The organism is Paraburkholderia sp. 22098, assembly GCF_052045935.1.
Taxonomy (GTDB): domain Bacteria; phylum Pseudomonadota; class Gammaproteobacteria; order Burkholderiales; family Burkholderiaceae; genus Paraburkholderia; species Paraburkholderia caledonica.
Genome location: NZ_JBQEPV010000025.1, coordinates 19,968 through 38,726, shown reverse-complemented (window position 1 = coordinate 38,726; position 18,759 = coordinate 19,968). Strand labels below are relative to the sequence as shown.

Annotated in this window: 14 protein-coding genes; 7 read left to right on the top strand and 7 right to left on the bottom strand. The window is 59.4% G+C overall.

Annotated features, from left to right (window positions below):
• Positions 1-91 precede the first annotated feature (91 nt).
• Entirely contained in the window at positions 92-1,309 is a 1,218-nt protein-coding gene (locus tag ACTJLB_RS31650) for a glycosyltransferase (RefSeq protein ID WP_440785597.1), read from the bottom strand.
• Positions 1,306-2,748, bottom strand: coding sequence for a hypothetical protein (locus tag ACTJLB_RS31645; protein WP_310065723.1), 1,443 nt, complete (start codon positions 2,746-2,748; stop codon positions 1,306-1,308). Before ACTJLB_RS31645 ends, ACTJLB_RS31650 begins: the two co-directional genes overlap by 4 nt.
• Before the next feature lie 278 nt (positions 2,749-3,026).
• Here ACTJLB_RS31645 and ACTJLB_RS31640 point away from each other — a divergent pair, with 278 nt between their 5' ends.
• Positions 3,027-4,175, top strand: a complete 1,149-nt coding sequence (locus ACTJLB_RS31640) for an acyltransferase family protein (protein WP_020069793.1) — start codon at positions 3,027-3,029, stop codon at positions 4,173-4,175.
• Positions 4,176-4,235: 60 nt separating this feature from the next.
• On the opposite strand, the gene ACTJLB_RS31635 is transcribed toward ACTJLB_RS31640, so the two are convergent.
• Positions 4,236-5,438 carry a glycosyltransferase gene (locus ACTJLB_RS31635; protein WP_020069794.1) on the bottom strand — a complete coding sequence of 401 codons (1,203 nt, stop codon included), beginning with the start codon at positions 5,436-5,438 and terminating at the stop codon, positions 4,236-4,238.
• Positions 5,439-5,808: 370 nt separating this feature from the next.
• Here ACTJLB_RS31635 and ACTJLB_RS31630 point away from each other — a divergent pair, with 370 nt between their 5' ends.
• Positions 5,809-7,062, top strand: coding sequence for an oligosaccharide flippase family protein (locus ACTJLB_RS31630; RefSeq protein ID WP_440785596.1), 1,254 nt, complete (start codon positions 5,809-5,811; stop codon positions 7,060-7,062).
• Positions 7,062-8,135, top strand: a complete 1,074-nt coding sequence (locus ACTJLB_RS31625) for a glycosyltransferase family 4 protein (RefSeq protein WP_410801370.1) — start codon at positions 7,062-7,064, stop codon at positions 8,133-8,135. The genes ACTJLB_RS31630 and ACTJLB_RS31625 overlap by 1 nt, the downstream gene beginning before the upstream one ends.
• 19 nt (positions 8,136-8,154) lie before the next feature.
• Here ACTJLB_RS31625 and ACTJLB_RS31620 read toward each other — a convergent pair whose 3' ends face one another.
• The 3 genes from ACTJLB_RS31620 to ACTJLB_RS31610 all read right to left on the bottom strand — a co-directional run bounded on the left by ACTJLB_RS31620 (position 8,155) and on the right by ACTJLB_RS31610 (position 11,407).
• Complete coding sequence (locus tag ACTJLB_RS31620) at positions 8,155-9,222, bottom strand: hypothetical protein (protein ID WP_440785595.1); 1,068 nt, start codon at positions 9,220-9,222, stop codon at positions 8,155-8,157.
• Positions 9,223-9,311: 89 nt separating this feature from the next.
• Positions 9,312-9,947, bottom strand: a complete 636-nt coding sequence (locus tag ACTJLB_RS31615) for a hypothetical protein (protein WP_440785594.1) — start codon at positions 9,945-9,947, stop codon at positions 9,312-9,314.
• Positions 9,948-11,161: 1,214 nt separating this feature from the next.
• Positions 11,162-11,407: a hypothetical protein gene (locus ACTJLB_RS31610; protein ID WP_440785593.1), complete on the bottom strand. Its 246-nt coding sequence runs from the start codon at positions 11,405-11,407 to the stop codon at positions 11,162-11,164.
• A gap of 92 nt (positions 11,408-11,499) precedes the next feature.
• Between ACTJLB_RS31610 and ACTJLB_RS31605 the strand changes: the two genes are divergently transcribed.
• From ACTJLB_RS31605 to ACTJLB_RS31590, 4 genes are all read left to right on the top strand, one after another.
• Positions 11,500-13,221 carry a hypothetical protein gene (locus tag ACTJLB_RS31605; RefSeq protein WP_440785592.1) on the top strand — a complete coding sequence of 574 codons (1,722 nt, stop codon included), beginning with the start codon at positions 11,500-11,502 and terminating at the stop codon, positions 13,219-13,221.
• 1,277 nt (positions 13,222-14,498) lie between these two features.
• Positions 14,499-15,653, top strand: coding sequence for a glycosyltransferase (locus ACTJLB_RS31600; RefSeq protein WP_440785591.1), 1,155 nt, complete (start codon positions 14,499-14,501; stop codon positions 15,651-15,653).
• 58 nt (positions 15,654-15,711) lie between these two features.
• The gene (locus ACTJLB_RS31595; RefSeq protein WP_088173034.1) at positions 15,712-16,653 is read left to right on the top strand and encodes a glycosyltransferase; all 942 of its coding nucleotides are present in this window, start codon (positions 15,712-15,714) and stop codon (positions 16,651-16,653) included.
• A gap of 74 nt (positions 16,654-16,727) precedes the next feature.
• Positions 16,728-17,660, top strand: coding sequence for a glycosyltransferase (locus tag ACTJLB_RS31590; RefSeq protein WP_288824348.1), 933 nt, complete (start codon positions 16,728-16,730; stop codon positions 17,658-17,660).
• Here the strand turns inward: ACTJLB_RS31590 and ACTJLB_RS31585 are convergent.
• A complete protein-coding gene (locus ACTJLB_RS31585; RefSeq protein ID WP_440785590.1) occupies positions 17,654-18,757 on the bottom strand; it encodes a hypothetical protein in 1,104 nt (367 codons plus the stop codon). The genes ACTJLB_RS31590 and ACTJLB_RS31585 overlap by 7 nt on opposite strands.
• Between the last annotated feature and the right edge of the window lie 2 nt (positions 18,758-18,759).

The following is an 18,759-nucleotide window of genomic DNA, read 5'->3' as shown; positions in this document are numbered from 1 at the left end:
GTGCAATGAAAAGGCGACGGCGCGGTGAACGCGGCGTCGCCTGGAATAAAAAGAGGCGGCGCTTATATAAGTGCCGCCTTTTTTTTGGATGTCAGCGAGCCTGCTGAGTTGCTTTGCGAAAAGCGGGGAGCGTGGCCTTCTCTGCTTCGTCGTGGTGACCGCCTCTCGTTTCAAGCAAGGTGGTCAACGCGCTCACCATGGTTTCGATCCTGAAGCGGGCGTTGAATGTGCGCGCGGCTTGCACACGCATCGCTTCACGAGCAGCGTCGTCCAGTTCCAGCCAGCGAACCAGGCTCTTTTCGGTGCCCTCGACGGTGTCCGGTCCGATCAGCCCAGCGCCGTCTTCTTCGATTTCGCGCCACACGTTGACCTTATCGGAGATCAACGCGGGCAAACCGCAGCCGAGTGCCTCGGCCACCGCGACGCCAAAGTTCTCCTGATGTGACGGCAGCGCGAATACGTCGCTTGCGTGAAAGGCTCCCCACTTCAGATCGCCCTGCAGCATACCCGGCAAGCTCATGCGATGCGCGATCCCGGCAGCCTGCGCCTGAGCGCGCAGACTCGCGGCCCAGCCGGTTTCATCCGGGCCGGCGATCACGAGATGCAGCCTCTCGTCACGTTTGGCCACGCGCGCGAATGCGTCGATCAGCAGATCACAGCCTTTTTTCGCGTGCACTCTGCCGAGAAACAGCACGACGCGTTTGCCGCGTGCGCTGGGTACTGCCTGCAAAAACGCTTCGCGTACCGGCGCTGCGTCGACCTTGGGCACCGTTGTTCCGAACGGCACGATGCGCTCGCGAGCGCGATAGAGCCAGAACGATTGGCGGGCCCTGGTGCGTTCTTCTTCGGTGGTGAAGATCACAGCGCGCGCGTCGCGCAGCACACGATACTCAGCCCACGGCCAGTAGAGCCACTTCTTCAGATGCTTGAGCGGATACGCCTCTTTGAACCACGGGTCCAGCATGCCGTGCGTGTACACGTAATACGGCACGCCGCTGTCGTGCAGCGCTTTCCATGTCGCAAAACCGTGGTATTGCCACAGGCCGTGCACGACGACGGCGTCGAAGCGCTTCGCATGATTCGCGAGCCACGGCGCGAGATAGGCGCTATAGCTGTAGCGGTTGGTCGTGGGTCCGAACGCATGAACCGGGAACGGAAAAGCCGCGAGGTATGGATCGTCCGGGGCATCGCAGGTGGCAACTTCGACTTCATGACCGGCATCCTGCATGGCCACGCCGCTACGGCGAACGCCTTCAACTGGACCGCCGGCGCGCGGATCGACGCTTGCAAGCACGTGTAGGATTTTCATCGCGCGATATCCGGTCGGTTGGAACCCGGCAGGCGTGCCGTCTGCGACATGCCCAGCGTGCTGGCGACATCCGTGCGGCCCATGCCTGGCTGCATGCGGCGCGGTATGTCTGGCGAGGCGGCGGCCCGCATGCGGCGCGCGGCGTTCATGCGATTCGCGCGTGCCGGCAGCGCGCGCTGCAAACGCGTGTAAGTGGCAATCATCAAACCGAGTCCAATGCCGAATACGAGCCCCGAAAAGCGAGGCCCAAGTGGATTGCCGCCAATAGAGGTGGCCGGCAGCGCGGCGAACAGCATGATCGCGCGGCCGAGTATTGGCAGCATGGGCGCATCGGGTACTACCGAGCGCCAGTAGCGATAGGCGAAGAAACAGAGCGCGAGCGCGCCGAGTGTGGCGAGAGGCATCGCGATACCGAACACGAGCCCGCCCGCGAACAGCTGATAGACCCAGAAGTTGTGGCCCGCAGCCCATTCGTTGATCGCGTAGAAATCCTGCTTGCTGAACTGGCCTGCAAGGTCCGGCAGGTAATCCGGCGAATAACGGTAGTAGTGCCCGTAGCCCGCACCGAACAGCAGCGTTTCCGGCGAGGCGGTGACCTGGTCATACTGGTCACGCATTTCTGCCAGACGCGTGATGGTGGTCGGATCCTTCCCGGAGATGGTTGCTTCCGCCACGAAAATGCGCTGCGTCCAGTGCTCCGCGACATTGGGAACCGCCAGTACCGCGATACCCGCCACGCCCGCCAACACCACGACAACCATGAGGCCACGAGCGACGGCACGCCAGATCTGCCGCATCGACGGCGCGCTGAGTGCCATTGCTATCACGAACAGAAGCACCGTACCGACCAGCAGGCTGCGAGTCACGCTCAGCAGTTCGACAATCACGGTGCCGGCAAAGACGGCGATGGTGAACGGCGAATAGCGTTTGGCGACCACGAATTCGTGAAGCAGCACGCCTTGCAGTCCGAGCAAAGTTACGGAGATGATGCGAAAGCGCGCGTCGTCCAGGCCGCCGCTCGTCGCGAGACCATAGACGAAGGTGAACACGAGACTGACTACGTTCGCCGCGAAGAGCGCTTTTTCGAACTGCGCGATTCTTTGCTCGCTCCACGGCCTGCAAGCGACGAGATAGCCGAGCAGAAAAAGCATGAACGGCAGCAGCACGCGTAAATAGTTGCCGCCGTCGTTATCCTGGATGAGTTGCGCAACGACACTACCGAATACGCACAACAGCAGGCTCGTGGTGACGATCGTGCGAAGCCGGGAGCGCTCGTGAAAGCGCGGTGCAATGAGCAGGAGGGCGAGCCCCGCTGCCACTGCTGGAGCGACGAATATGAATTGGGCGAAATGGCCCGTGGTCGCGTTGGTGGCCTTGTAGTCCAGCGCAAGCGGTAATAGAAAAATCCATATCCAAGGTGCTGCATACTGATGGCGCATTCTTTTTTCCTCCCCGTCGCCGTTTGCCGTCGTCTAAGCGGACGGTCTCGCGTCGGGTCATTGTGAGCGCAACTTTGTGCTTGCGGATATCGCAAATTGCTGTTCGTCTCCGCCTGCCTGGATTCTGGCGACAGTGGAAAGGGCTATGCCTGCAAGACGCACGCAAGCTCTCGTTTATTGTCGGTGAATGCCTTGATCTTGGCGGTCGCTTGTACCTGCCGACACCGAAGATGCAAAGACGGGGGATGCGACCGAAAAAACGGAAAGGGGAAAACAAAATGAAGCTATTTGGCGGGACGGGACCCGCGAAAGCCGGACGTGCGATCGAACTCGACTTCGTTCGTGGCATCGCGATCATTGCGGTGATGGGCTTTCACTTTCACGCTGTTCATACCGACAATGTACTCCTTCAGATTATCGAGTATCCACTCAAGAACTTTGGACGAGAGGGCGTCAATCTCTTCTTCACATTGAGCGGCTTTCTCGTCGGAGGCCTGCTGCTTCGGCAATACGCTGAAACGGGTCATGTCGACGCGCGCCGCTTTATCGTGCGGCGGATGTTCCGTATCTGGCCCGCGTATTACGTTCTGATTGTTTTCCATGTGCTGGCCGGCCGGCATCCGTGGAATACATTTCTTTTCCAGAACATGACGCATCTGCAGAATTACCTCGGCACTTCGATCACGCAGACATGGAGTCTCGCGGTTGAAGAACATTTTTATCTCGTGCTGCCGGCGCTGCTTCTACTTTTCTCACGCTTGCGACTCGGCGCGTGGACGATCATCGGCGTACTGTCGGCAATCTGTGCGGTAACGCTCACAGCGCGTTGCTTTGCGGTGGCAGGCGGCGACCTGCAAGGGGCGTTTGCTTATACCCAGTACCGCATCGACAGCTTGCTGATTGGCGTGATCCTGTCCGCGATCTACTGGATGAAGCCGGGCATCTATCACCAGATCGCTAAGCGCAAGTGGCTGCTGATCGGGAGTGTCGCGCTGCTATGTGCATGGCTCGTATTGGCGACGAGCAACATCGCACTCGACGAAAGCATTGGATACACGATCCAGGCACTCGGTTTTGCCGCGCTGATCGTGCTGGTTCTGGAGTACTCGGGGTCGCTGCGCACGACATGGATTTATCGCGGCGTGGCCTGGGTGGGTCTGTATTCGTACGGAATCTACTTGTGGCACTCTCTCGCGCTCGCTCCCGGCGACATGGTGATTCGCAAGGCCACCGCGCTTGGATTCGCCCCCAGCGTCATCTGGATCGTTGCGCTCACGGCGCAGTTCGTCATTGCAATCGTGATTGGTTATGTGACTACGCGCGCAATCGAATATCCGTTCCTGCTGATGCGCAACGCGTTGTTTCCGGAAAAGCGCAGCAGCTCGGTGCGCGAGGAAGTGCCTGTGGCCAGCGGGCAGTTGTCGTGAGTAAACGCATGATGTGCGCCGGCGTGACCGGCGGCGCACATCATGCGGATGGCGGTTAAATCACGCCATCTGTTGCAGCAAGGTTTGCTTGAATTCGCCGAGCGTATTCCGCGACAGTAGATTGTCGCGCGACGATGCCGTTGCATGTTCGTGCGGCCACGAAGTCATTGTTTCGGCAATGGCCTTGCCGATCGACGCGGAGCTCAGGTCGCTCAGTATCGGTCCCAGTTCGCAGCGCCTGCTAAACCAGCCAATCAGCCCGTCTTCTGTTGCGATTACCGGCTTGCCGAAGCGGTAAGCCTGCACGAGCACGCCGCTCATGCCGTAATGGCCTTTATAACCGAGCCATACCGCGTCGCAAGCGGAGAACAGATCGCGCTCCATGTCGATGGAGATAAACGAATCCAGCACGAGCGGCGCGGGCGTCAGACTGCGAACGTGATTGCGCATGAAGTGCCGCGTGACTGGATCCTGTTCGCCTGCAACGATCAGCGTGGGGGCGCTCTCGAGACGCGTCATCGCATGAACGAGTTCGTAGATACCTTTGCGCTCGGTAATCGCACCGTACACGAGCAGGTAGCGTTGCGCGGGATCGAGCCCGAGCCGCTCGCGCGCGAGTGCAGGGTCTTCCGCGCGTTCATCCGGGAAAGGGTCGGCCACATACTCGACCTTTGCACTGTCTTTCGACGTATTGAGCGCCGCCCATTCCGGCAAAGTGGGATCGATGCTCAGTAACGTGCGCAGTCCCGGCGTGCGAACCGCGCGTTTGAACAACTGTGCCTTGATGGCGTTGACGAGCGGACGATCGGGCGCCTTGATGCCGACCTTGTGATGATGAAACGTCGAGCGCATCGTAATGCCGACCCATGGCGTCTTGCCGAACGGCGAGCCGAGAAACGGCAGTCCATTGAAGAAATAATCGGCATAGGGCACGACGACCAGCCGGATCGACTGAGTGCGGCTGAGAATGCGATATGCACGCTGGAAATAGTTGTGAAAGCGCCAGTACTGATTGCGCTCGCGCAAACGGTGAGTGCGGCTTTCGTCCGGATCGACAAAGGCAATCTGCTGATCGGGGCGGTTGGCTGCAGTGATCTGTTTGGCGAGCCGGTGATCTTCGTTGGCGCATTCAGTGACGAGAATGCACGGATAGCCGGCCTCTGCGCAGGCTTGCATCGTCCACTCGGCATACCGCCACCGGTGGCCGGTGAGATTGGGCTCCACGATCAGGACAAAGTCAGGTTCGATCACGTCGGTAGGCATAGTGAAAATAGGCGTGCATGGGTGGACGAATTGCGTCAGCGGGTTCTCCGCAGCGAGCGGAAATGGCCCGAGCCGCGGGCTCTGCCGTGGCGTCAGATGAATAACGGTAGCACTCGCCACCGCATGAAAAACACCTATCTCTCGCGTTGTGTGGGTAAACGTACTACCAGACAAAGGCTTGGGCCGAAGCCGCCTGGTTGATGGCGGTTGACGGCGAATGTCTCGCGGTATGGTCCTGCTTACGGTGATACATGAACCGTCGCCAGCTTGCTGGCGGGACCAATTCCAATCAGGCGCCGCGGCGTTCACAGCGAGTCACGACACGCTGGTTAAACCGCTGCAAAGCGCTGCAATTAGACGGAGAACCAGCTTGCGGGCGATCAGGCTTCCCGCGCTCTCGATAGCCAGCAGTTTCGGCGCGAGCGCGGCGACATGGGTGTTATTGCAACAGTTCGCGGTGCGTGGACTGGTGGCCATCAAATTTCTTGCGATCGGCCGGATGCTCGGGCCGGCGGCGATCGGCAGTGTGAGCGTGGCTTTGCTCGCGGTCGCAATTGCCGAGGCGCTATCCGACACGGGACTCGCGCAGGCAGTCATTCAAGGCGAGCACGCACCGACGCGCTCGCAGCTCGGCGCGGTATGGACCACACTAACGGCGCGTGGTTTATTGATTTCGCTGTTACTGGTGGCGCTCGCGCCGTTACTGAGCAGTCAGTTTCATCTCGACGGATCGCTCGTGCTGGTCCAGCTTGCCGCGTTGCTGCCGCTGTTGCGCGGGCTCGCGTCGCCGACCTATTACGTGGTCCAGCGCGAGCGGCGCTTTCAGCATATTGCGGGCGTTGAGGTGGCCGCGGCCTTTGTTGACTGCTCGGTCGGCCTTGCGCTCGCTTATCTCGGCGCGGGCGCCGCTTCGGTACTGATCGGCCTCGTCGCCGGCGAATCGCTCAAAAGCGTGCTGACGTGGGCCACCATGACACCCAGGCCGCCGGTGCGCCCGGTGTGGTCCGGCATTGGCCAGTATGTCGGCTTCAGTCGATGGATCTGGGCGAGCAGTGTGATCAACCTGCTGCTCAACCAGTTCGACAAGGTGGTGGTCGGCAAGCTGCTCGGACCCGCGCAACTCGGCGGCTATCAGATGTCGTCGCGTCTCGCGCAGATGCTGCTGGCCGATGCGGCGATCGCGATGTCGCAATACCTGTTTCCGACTTTTGCCGCGCATCATCGCCGCGATCCCAAGGCGGCGTCGCGCCTCATCAGGGTTTATCTGCTGGCGGCCGCAATCGGGCTCGCCGCGTTTGTCGAGGTGCTGCGGCTGATCGCGGAGCCAATGTTCTCGCTGATTCTCGGCGCGGCCTGGCTGCCCGCGGTGCCGCTCTTCAGAATACTTGTCATCAACATGGCAATCGGCGCTTTGATTGCGGTGCTCGTTTCGTATTTGCGGGCAATCGGCGATGCAAAAGCGACTGTGCATGCGTCGGCGATTCAGGTCGTGGTGCTGCTGATCAGCGCGCCGCTCGCGGTCCGCTGGTGGGGCGTGACTGGTATCGCATGGTCAATGACACTGGGCCTCGGCTGCGCCGCGGCGTGGATGCTTTATAGAACCTTGAGAGCAAGGACTGCATGATGCGCGTCTTCCATCTCGTACTGGCGCCGCGCTTGTCCGGCGCTGAAGTGCTCGCGAAAGACCTCGCGCTCGATCAATGCGCCGGGGGCATGGCGGTATGCGTGGGGTCGCTACTGCCTGCTCATGACGACTTCGCTTCGCTGGCGAGCGAGTTGCAGGCGCACGGTGTGCAGTGCTGGTTTCCACAGAAACGGCACCACGCGGCACGCAAACTGTGGAATCTGTTCGTCGCGGTGCGGCGGTTCCGCCCAGACGTGATCTTCGCGCATGCGACTATTCCGTCGTTCTACGCGCGTGCGTTGCCGCTGGGCGTGCCTGTCGTCTACGTGATGCATTCCGCGACCAACGATTTCGAGCGCCCGTTGTTCCGGCGCATCGAACATCTTCTGTCGGGGCGCGCGAGCGTCGTGATCGGCGTATCGCAGCAAGGCGTCACGGACTACATCCAGGCAATCGGCGTGCATCCGTCGATGACGGTGGTGCCGAACGGCGTCGATCTTGCGCGCTTCGCATTTACCGACGGTGCGCAGCGAGCTGCAAGTGTTCCGCAGATCGTTCAGATCGGCCGATACGCGTCCGTCAAAAATCAGCTGCTGACGGTGCGGGCTTTCGGGGAAGTGCTCAAACAGATCGACGACGCACGGCTCGTGCTGTACGGCGTAGTCGAGGACCCCGACTATCAGCGCGCGGTCGTTGCGCTCGCAACGGAACTGGGCATCGCAGAGCGTGTCGTGGTCGCCGGGCCGCGCAGCGATGTGGCGACCGTGCTCTCCGAGTCGAACGTTTTCGTCATGCCTTCGCGTTCGGAAGGGCACAGCGTCGCGTTTCTGGAGGCGTTGGCTTCGGGCGTGCCGATCGTCGCGAGCAGGATACCGGCGTTCGCATTCGCCAATGGTTTCCCCGGCGTTCAATTGGTCGATACCGACAACGTGAGCGGTTACGCCGACGCCATCGTAAAGGCGTTGAGCGAGAAGCGCGTGCAAAGATCGCTTGTGGGGCTCACGCTGAGAGACACGGCCGAGCGATATCGCGCGATCGCGCGACAAGTGTGCCCGGCAGTGTCGGCGCGTTAAACCTCGAGCCGGGTGCGCTTTAATGGTGCAAGTTGATGTCGCGTGTATCGGCCGCGGTTTCGGTTGTCGGCTCGATGGTCCGCGCACTATCTAGCGCCGACTCCTGTGCCGCAAGTGTCATCAGATGCCGCGCTTCCTTGCTGCTCGAATCGATACCGAGTGCGCTGCCTGCATTGAGCGACACGCAATCCCACCGGCCGATGTGGCCGCAGCCTCGGGCAAGACTCAACAATGCGTCGCGCTGCTGTTCGCGTGTATTGACGGCCGCGCGCAGGTTCTGAGCGTCGCGGCTTTGAGGTTGTACCGCGATCGCCGCGGCGACGCGCGCTTTCGTCGCAGATAGATTATTGTTCTGAAGGCTTGCACGCGCGGCACGCAGATGCCGCGCCAGGTCGGCACGCGCTTTTTCTTCTGGGGTGAGCGGGGGTGCGACATCCGGATTGCGTTTTGCTTGCGCGGATGCAGTCGTGAGAGCGGCGGTGGCCGGCGCAGCGGACGTGGTCCCGGCAGCCGAAGCGGCCGGCGCAGTGCGGCGCGCGGGCAACGACGCGAACGCGGCTGACTCCGCGGTCGATGCCGCTGGCAACCTCGGCGCCGTGTCGACGCGCGGAGCGGCAGTGACCGCTGTCGCGCGCGCAGGCGCAGCAGTCTCAGGACGCTGCACCGCCAGGACCGGCGGCGCGCTCTTCGGTCTGCTGATCGCACCCGACACCGTTATGGGGTCGCCGTCTGCATCGCTGTCCTGATTGTGTATGAAGCCGACGTAGACCGCCGAAGCCACGATCAGAGCGGAGGCGGCCAGAGCCAGCGGCTCGCGCATCCGTTGATAGGTGCTCTGCACGATGGCTGCATCTTCCACCACAGCATATGGATTGGCGAGCGCACGTGTCGGGCTCCAGACTCTTCGCGCCGGTAGGCGCCGTGCTTTCGGTGGCCGCGCGTCGGTGAGTCGCACGGTCAGCGTGGGCACCATCGCGCCGTACGCAGGGACGCTGCGCGCATGACATGAGGGGCAGGGAGCGTCGCGGCTCACGAGCGGCGCGCCACATTGTTCGCATTCCGAATAATGGTTTTGGTCTCTATTCATGTCGTTATATCCGCGATGTTGCCGAAGGCGTGCGGCGCGCTCCCCGTAGCCGGCGTAGTGGACGCCGCAAGCATGCTTGCGGCGAAGGCTCACTGCGCAACGACATAGCCTCGTGCCTGCATGCATGCGCCGTAGGCGGCCCAGTAGCGGGTCATGGGTGGCTCGGGCGCAGGTAGTGGCGGCAGGGCGGCGGTGCCCGGTTGCGACGCGCCCGCAGCGCTTGCCGTGGTCGCTGGCTCAGAGGCGGGCTGCTGCACGATTGCCGCGGAAGGCGGCAATGCGGCAGATGCAGCGTGCCCCGCATCCGCGGTTTTGGGTGCCGCTGGAACTCCACTGGCGGGTGTCGCACGAGTCGCAGGCGCGCCATTGCTCGCTGTGGCGGCACCGGGTTTCGGCGCCGAAGCGGCGTTGGGCGCGGCCGGCGCTGTGCCATCAGGCAACGCGGGACCAGCAGGCGCGGCTGAGAACGTGCTCGGCGGTAGCGGCGGACGCGATGGTGCGCCAGTAGAAGACGTCTTGGTTGCCGTTGGCTTTGGCGGCGGCATTTGCGCCTCGCGCACGGTGTTGACTTTGGTTTCCTTATTCGCAGACGCGTAGCACAACGCACTGTCGACGCTGCGCTGATACGCGGTTTGACTTCGAATGGGGTAGATGAGCGGCTGCCACGCTTGGGCTGCGTTGCTAACCGCCAGTAAGGCCATCAAGGTATAGGTTTTGTATCCCATCGCAGTGGCTCCCGCAGCGATGTTGAGCCGTTAGCCGGCAATTGCGCTTCGCGGTGCGTTCTAGTCGCTCGATTGTCGCCGCAATGCGGCGGCTCACTGCCCGCGAAGGCTGCTTTCTTCAGCGTACCACTCTGGTGCGTAATATCAGTGCGTTGCGTAACACACGAAAACGCCATGGTGCAGTCGAATCAGGACAGTCGCCAATGGTCTTTCGCCTGGGTTAAACACTACGCAATACGCGTACCTGTGTGACGCATTCTTCGAAAATTGCTAAGTTGCTTCTGGCGATGCGGCTGAAAACGCCGATCAAATAATTCTACACGCAACAGTTATGGCCTTATCCGCCGACGAATAGAGCTTTTACGTTTTCCGCGCAATGCGGAGGCGAGCTTTTCGTACAGAGGCTGATTGCGAAATGCACAGGCTCTTCACGGCAAGTACGGTTTCAATTGCTACTTATTGAAGCGAGCCCCCCTTGGTTGCAGTTTTGAAACGTTTATAATTCTCCCGCCGAGACGCTCAGTAACTAATGCCGCAGCGTTCTCAACAGACATCGGCTCTGAGTAATTTTTCCTTATTGGCCTTTGCGCCGAGCATTCGCCGCAGGGCCGCGCTAATGGCGCAGATTTTCAAGGCGTTTGTCGCTTGCTTCGTTTCTGCGGCCAGTCTGTGATTCATGTGGCGCACGTTACACCAACGAACAGATTGATCGTTGATGAAAAGCCATCTGGCTGAAGTGGTAGGTTAGGCATCCTAATCATTGAATGTTAGGAACGGCGGCGTTCGCACAGCCGTGATTTTTGTTTCGCACCGCGCGCATAGGCACAGCCGCGCCGGCCTTCGATCGTCCCGCGTTTGATGCTGCAAGACGGACCACATTGCGTCCGGGGGACAGCTTTTCTCTCACATCCAATAAGACAAAGGCGTGACGGCGCTGCCGATCCTGCCTACTTTTTCGGGGATAACTTCTCTTCACAAAGACAGGGACATGGTTAGATATTCGAGGTTGGTAGGAATCGCGGCGACGACGGCGCTGACATCCCTGGGTGCTCAAAGCGCGCAAGCGCAGCCAAGTACGATTACGGTTGCGGGTCAACAATTCAAGCTGTGCGCACAAGAGAACGGCAAGTGCTCGTTTCTCGGCACGGCTTCGGTAGTGTTCGGCGCGGTCCCGCCCGATTCACCGTCGACAATGCTGACGAGTCCCCGTACGTTCAGTAACGGCGTCGGGTGTTATGTCGGCTCCGTTTCGCAGGCCGATCCCGCGTTCGGATACAACAAGGCGTGCTGGATGAGAGCCGCGGCAGCGACGCCGTCACCTGCGCCTGCACCTGCACCTGCACCTGCGCCTGCACCTGCACCTGCGCCTGCACCTGCGCCTGCACCTGCACCTGCACCTGCACCAACGCCCACTCCCGCGCCAACACCGACACCCACTCCCGCGCCGACACCGACACCAAGCACTACGCCGTCTTCGTCTGCAGCGACGACTACGAGCGCCGCCATCTCATGCGGCAACCCGACGCAAACGGCGGGCGGAACTGCTAACGGCGTGATCAGCGCCGACACGCCGACCACCGACGGTCTGCGCGTGTTTCCGAACAATGCCGCGTTCAAGATCGCCATTACGACGAACGCACCGAACGCCGACACCGTCGTCTGGTCAGTGGCGGACTCGAATGGCGCAATCAAGACGCAGGGCAGTTTCGCCGTGAGTTCGGGCGTGCAGACCAACACGCTGTCATGCAAGTCGACGTGGGCCGGCTACGGCGCGCTGACTGCTACGTTGCGCTCCGGCGACGGCACGCTGCCCAGGAGCGGAACGCGACCGGTGGGCATCGCAACGTTCGGTGTTCTGCCCGATCTGAGTTCCGCGATCGGAACGGTCGCCTATGCGCATCAGGATCAGCACCGCTTCGGTATGCAGGGCTTCAACGGAAATATCGCGGCACTGCATGCGCTCGGCATCTCGTGGACGATCGACGATCGGCAAGTGTCGGCGATGGAACCCAACGGTCCAAACACCTACACGCCGAGCGTGAACGACCTGGATCCGTTCTATAAGGCCAATCCCGATCAGATGCGCATTGTGCGTCTCGACGGTTTGCCTGCGTGGGACTCGAAGACGGGGCAGTTCAACGACAGCTATTACGCGCCGTCGAACATGCCGGAATTCCAGAACTTCATGGCAAGAGTCGGCACCGATACGAGCGCAATTCGCGCCGCAAACTATCCGAACCAGCAGAAGAACTACTATCAGGTAACGTGGGAACCGAGCCTCGGCTGGGCAGACAGCGACGCGAATTTCGTTGCCATGTACAAGGCCGCATACGAAGGTATTCACTCGACAGATCCGAACGCGATCGTGATGGGTACGGGTAATCCATTCGCCGCGAATTGCGACACCTGCACGACCGGATATTTGAAGAAATTCGGTGCGCTGGGTCTGTGGAATTACATCGACGCCGTGTCGACGCATGGTTACTGGAACGCCGGCACTTATCCGGCACATCCGCCGGAATTGCAGGACTCCGACCCGGACCCGGCGAACCAGGCCAACGCGCTCGACAACCAGATGACGCAATTGCGTTCGGTGATGCAAGCGGGCAAGCCGAACATGAAGCTCTTTTTCACCGAAGCGGGTACCAGCTACGATCCGGGCCTCAGTTATGGTCCGACGGTGCCGTCGCAGAACCAGTTGTTCGCTCACGCGGCAGTCGGCGTGCGCGCACACATCATCGTGCTCGGCGGCGGCGCGCAGGTCACCACACTGTTCTACGGCCCCGACTATCCGGGCGAAGTGGGCTACGGCTCGTTCTTCGATCTGAACAACGCGCAAGGTGCATTTGGCGCGACTAATCTGTCGCCAAAACCGGAGGCAATGGCATTCGCCACGATGACCCGCGTACTCGACGGCACTAATACGCTCGGTCGCGTAAAGGGCACGCCGTCGGGCGCATTTGTGTACGCGTTCCAGCAACTCGGCAACGGCAAAGTGGTGACCGCCGCATGGGCGCATAGCAACGCGCAATGGCCGGCAAGCAACGGCGTGTACAGCCAGACCTACTCGAGCAGTTATACGTTGCAGGTCGACAATGCGGGCACGTCGGGCAATGTGACGAAGATCGATGGGTACGGCAATGTCAGCACGCTTCCTTATAGCAACGGTTCAGTGACGCTGACGCTCACCGAAATGCCGCAGTACATCGTGTCGAATAACGCGACGGTGGCGAAAAACAATTCGACGGTCCCGCTCGGTTATACCGGCCAGTAATCGCGCCTTAATAAATGCACTGAGTCAATTTCGACGCGCGCCATTGAACATGGTGGCGCGTCGATCTGCATTTGTTGGGATCACAGCGATCTGCGAAAAGTACTGAATGTAACGCTCGTCTATTTCTACCGACGTCGGGCCGGCAAGCACATCAGCGCCAGCATGGGTGTTGCGATGCTGAGCCTATTTGTTGGGTCGGCGCGCTCTTCGCCGGCCGGCCAAACGTTCTATTGTCTGGAATGCTTGCATGGACACGCTGAGTACAAGAAAGATGCATAGCACCCGTGCGACGGAGAACGCGCGCTTGATCTTCAGGGTCATCGGAATCGTCGTCAATGCCGTACTCCACAGAGATTAAGCCAGGCGAACTCAAAAAAATGGCAAGCAAGCCGTCAACGCGTCACCTTCGCGTCGAACCTTCCGGCCTGGTTGCGGCGCCTTGTTATAAGTAAGTCGCCTCCTGACGTTGAGATGAGCAAACCATTCAGTGCGGCTAGCTATTCCCGCTTGCCTCGAAACGGTTAGAGCGAGGCGGCCATCCAGCAGCGTGGTCTGCCTGTCTTTTCGCCTAAGCATACGTTGCCGTTCTAGCCGTGGCCTGCCGTTGTCTAGATCAATCCAACGGCCTCGGGGTCAGCTGAGCGTGCGCCCCATTGCCATGGCACCGTACTCTCCAGCAAGGCGCGGACCAAGCATAAAACGAAACGTCGCCTTAAGGTAATAATATTATTTGACGGTACTTGTTACTGTTGTTTGCAATACTTACCGCGCGATGTGTCCTTCCGCACGGAGCGGGACATTTTAGGCTCTTATCGTCACGCAAGGTTTCCGCATTCTACTGTTTGCTACTCGAAAGATTCAGGCAAACCTGCTTGCCCGCTGTGCTCCATCCCGTTTTGCGCAATACGCTGCTTGCAATAACAGTAAGCCATCCCTGGTTGCTTGTTGGTCGACAAGCACGAATCCGAGAGAGTTGAAAGTCTCGCGCTAATTCGCGAGCCTGAATTTGCGTGTTCGCGTTAAGTGGTACCAATCCCTTGCTTTGCTTCGCGTTTTGCGGCTCCAACGCAGTTTGGCGTCGGCATGAAATAAACGCGGCGTCGTGGAATCGGCGATTTCACGACACTTCGCATGATTTATAAGTTATGCAGATTAATTTTCGCATTTTGCGTTTTAAAACGAACGCAGGCTCCCAGGTCATTGGATAAATTTGGCGCGTACCTGGGCGGCGAGCACGGTGGATAACTTGGCAAATCGTTAATTGGCGCGGGAGCCCCATGAGAATCGTTCACGTTACCGAGGCATTCGGAGGAGGCGTTCTGTCGATGCTCACGGAGCTTTGCAACCGCGCAGCGGCAATCGGCGCGCATGTCACGGTCCTTTATTCGACGCGGCCGGAAACTCCCAAGAACTTCATCGAACTGTTCCACCCCAAGGTCGACCTCGTGCACGTGTCCATGTGCAGGGACGTCCATGTCCGCAAGGACTGGACGAGCGTGTGGGAACTCGCCAGACATATGCGGCGCTGCGATCCGACAGTGATCCACCTGCACTCGTCGAAGGCCGGCGTGTTGGGGCGAGCGGCCGCCAGAATTGCGACGCAAAACGCGAAGGTTCTGTACTCGCCGCACGGCCTGGCATTCTTACGTCGCGATGTCTCTCGCGCGAAGCAGCTCGCGTATCTGATGTTCGAGCGCATGGCCGACATGATGGGAGGGACTGTCGTTGCGTGTTCACCCGGAGAGTTGCGCGAAATTGAAGAGAAGGTTCGAGTGAAGGACGCAACGCTGATAGAGAACGGTGTGGACATCAGCAGTATTCCGCTGCGCAAGAATCGCGAGGACGAAAATGTCGTCGTCGGAATGAATGGCCGTGCGTCGTTTCAGAAACACCACGAACTCTTTATCTCTCTCGCGAACACGTTGCACGACGCAACCACCAGGTTTGTCTGGATTGGCGGCAATAGCGAAGAACTGCCCGACGCGAGTCAGGCGTCGGCGCTCACGTGCAGCGGCTGGCTAACGCGTTCGCGCGCGCTTTCGTTGATGTCTGAGCTCGACGTCTACGTGCAGACTTCACGCTGGGAAGGCATGCCTGTAGCGCTGATCGAAGCGCAGGTAGCTGGCATTCCAGCGGTCGTGACCGACGTGGTCGGCAACCGCGACGTGGTGGTTCACGGCGTCACGGGGTTCGTTGGGTCGGATGAGGAGATGCCGGGTTACCTGAAGCAGCTCCGTGGCGACCGGAAGCTGAGGGAACAGATGGGTGCGGCCGCACGTGAGCTCGCGGTGGCGAAGTTCTCGATGGACACCATCTTTCACAGATGGCTGAACACCTATGAGTCCAGCGGAGAAAAACACGTCAAGGAAGTACTGGACACCCATTCAATTGTCCCTTGCGATATCCAGCCCAACCCGGACAAGTCATTGTAGTTCCGGCGCACGATCTGAACGACTAGTTGAACGCACCAACGATTTACGGGGACCAACCGTGTACAAAATCTTCTTGCTACATCCCGGCCGGGCTAATTACCCCGAACTCGTGGCATATCAGGACTACTACGCCGCACGCGGTGTCGATGTGGTCGCCGGCACACTAAGTGACTACAAAGCGCTTGCGGATAAGGCAGATTTTCTCGTGTGGGCGATCATGGGATTCTATCCGAAGCAGCTGGCGTCCGATTTCGTCATTCACGACTACAGGTCGCTCTCAGTGGGCGGCTCTGCTGGCCTGAAAGACATCGCAAAGCGATATCTGAACGCGCGGCCCAACTTGCGGATCTTCCAGAATACGCGCCAGCAAAACATCATGAAGTTCAATGACGACGTGCCCTCGGTGATCCTCCCAATGGGTGTTCCGAAATGGATCTTCGAGGTGCCGCAACAACCGCCTGATGCCGAGGATATCGCCGACTTTTGCTATATCGGCGACATGAGCTTCGAGCGGGGCTTTCATCTCGTCATTGAGGCATTTCTTGAGAACTTCCGCGAGGTGGATGCTTCGCTGCTGCTCGTCGGCAAGCCAGAGCCACGTCTTTACGAGCGGTACGCCGGTAAGCGTGGATTGGTGTTCGCTGGCGCGTTGCCACAGCGCGAGGCACTTGGCCTGGTTGCAAGGTCGTCGATTGCGGTGTCGTATTTCCCGTACCACCGTCCGCATTGCTACCAGACGCCGACCAAACTTCTCGAATACGCTGCGCTTGGAAAGAAAATTCTGTGCAATGACTCTCCGTCGAACGTCGCGTGCTGCGAGGATTTGCACATCAACAGCATCATCACCAGCTCCTCCATTTTCACCGGTATGACCGCCGCCACCATCGAGACGGCGAAGCCAAATCAAAGGGCGAATTTCACGCAGCTCGCGTGGGACAACGTTATCGAGAAATCGAACATCAATAGCTATATCTCGCAAAAAATAAACTTTAGCCAGTAGGACGCAACGCCTTCGCAAGCAAAGAGTTCGTCGACCACGTGGGTGCCGAGTGTGAGCAACGGAGGTAGGAAAAAGTGAAACTGTTTATTTTGCATACGGGCAAGGCGAACTATCCAGAGGTGGCCGCGTACACGGAGTATTTCGAAAAGAACGGCTATTTCGTCAACTCAGGCACGATGGCTGACTACCGGAAAATTGCGGATCCGCACAACTATGTGCTCTGGTGCATCATGGGCTTCTACCCAAAGAGACTGCCCTCCCGCTACGTGATTCACGACTACCGCTCGTTGTCGGTGGGCAGCTATATCACACTGAAAGACGCGGCGAAAAAGTTGCTTCAGCCGCGTCCAAATCTGAGAATCTTCCAGAACGAGTCAATGCAGAAGCTAATGGACTTCGACGACAGCGTCGAAACCATTCTGTTGCCCATGGGCGTGCCCGACTGGATCTTCTCCTGCAAGGGCTCGCGTAACGGGGCGCTGCCGACGGGAACGTTTTGCTATATGGGCGAGATCACCCGTGAGAGGGGCGTCGATGATTTTCTTGCAGGTTTCGCGTCCGCGCGGCGCGGTTCCGAAACCCTGGTACTTGTCGGTGCCGTGGAAAAGGAGATTGCCGACGCTTATCAAGGAGCGCCTGGCCTGATATTCACTGGAAAACTACCGCAACGGGATGCTCTCGATGTAGTAAAGAACTGCGAGTACGCCATATCGACGATTCCGTACTCACGCCCCTATAACGTCCAGACTCCGACGAAGCTGCTCGAATATGCCGCGTTGGGCAAAAGGATCATTTGTAACGACTCACCGTCAAACCTCACTGCGGCGGCCGCATTCGGGATTCTCTGCAAGGTAACGGGGCCCGACATCTTTGCAGGAATAGGTCAGCTGTCGGATGAGACGGTGCCGGCCAACGACCCTTCCAGTCTCGAACATCTTCGGTGGAATAACGTCATTGCGTCATCGGGAATCGACCGCTGCCTGAACGCCGCGCTGCGCGTTCATTGACCATCGTGGGACCTGAGCCATCTGCGCTCTGGCTGGCCGAAATGGAAGCGGACGCCCCGGGTCGCGGCGACATGAGGCGCGTCCGGCTCGCGCTCCAATCGCGATGAAAGCAGCAGATACATTAAGAGCGGCGAAATCGGCGACAGGTGACGGAGAAACGACCCATAGTCGGGTTCGAAGATCGCCTGAGTTGCAAGAAAGCTGACGATGAAGCAGAAGCACAGCTTCTCAAAGCGAGCAGGCGCTGCGACCGCACCTCTTTTCTGATACCGCGAGAACATCGAGGCGAGAGTAAAGAACGTGCATATTCCACCGATGGTCTGTGTCGCCACCCCCGAGAGAACCAGCGGCAAAGGCAGCAGAAAGGTGCCCAGAATAAGCATGGCATTGGTCACGTCCGAGACCATATTGCCGCCGGGAATGATCTGCACGATAAGCGAGCCGACCTCGCTCGGATCTCTCGACTCGTTGACCATCTGCCGTGCGAAGTCCAGCGTTTCGCCATATTGCATACGAAAGTTCGCGGCTACGCACGCGAACAGAATGACAGCCAGCAATGCTAGAAAAGGCGGCCTGCGCAGAACAGCGGGCCCGAAGTACAGAAACAGCGCTGGCGCTAACGTGATGGCCCAGTAGGTGCGAAAGAAGATCGCAATGAGCGCGACGCAGACTGTGAATACGACAACGATGAACCGCGAGTCCTTGCACTGCAGGATGAAGAGAACCGCTAGCGATATAACGATCTCCTTCGAAGGCATACCAATGTAGACCGTCTGCGCAAAGAGCCAGAAGCAGGCCAGCAGGAATTCCATGTACGTTAGCGACGTCACTCCTGAGCGCCAGATCGCAAGCGCGAGTCCGACTGTTGAAGCGAAAAATCCGATCAACGATATTCCCGGCGTGCTAATGCCGAGGGACCGGAAGGTCCACGCAAGGTTGTCGAAGGAGTCGCCAAAGGCCTCGAAGCGGCTAACCGTCAGCATTCGTTCGAGGATAACTTGCTCGTCGAGCAGGAACTTGGCCGGCAGCACCGTTTCATGGGCGATGGAAACGAAGCAAAGAAGGGCGAGTAGAAGCAGCCAGATCGTCGCCGACACAC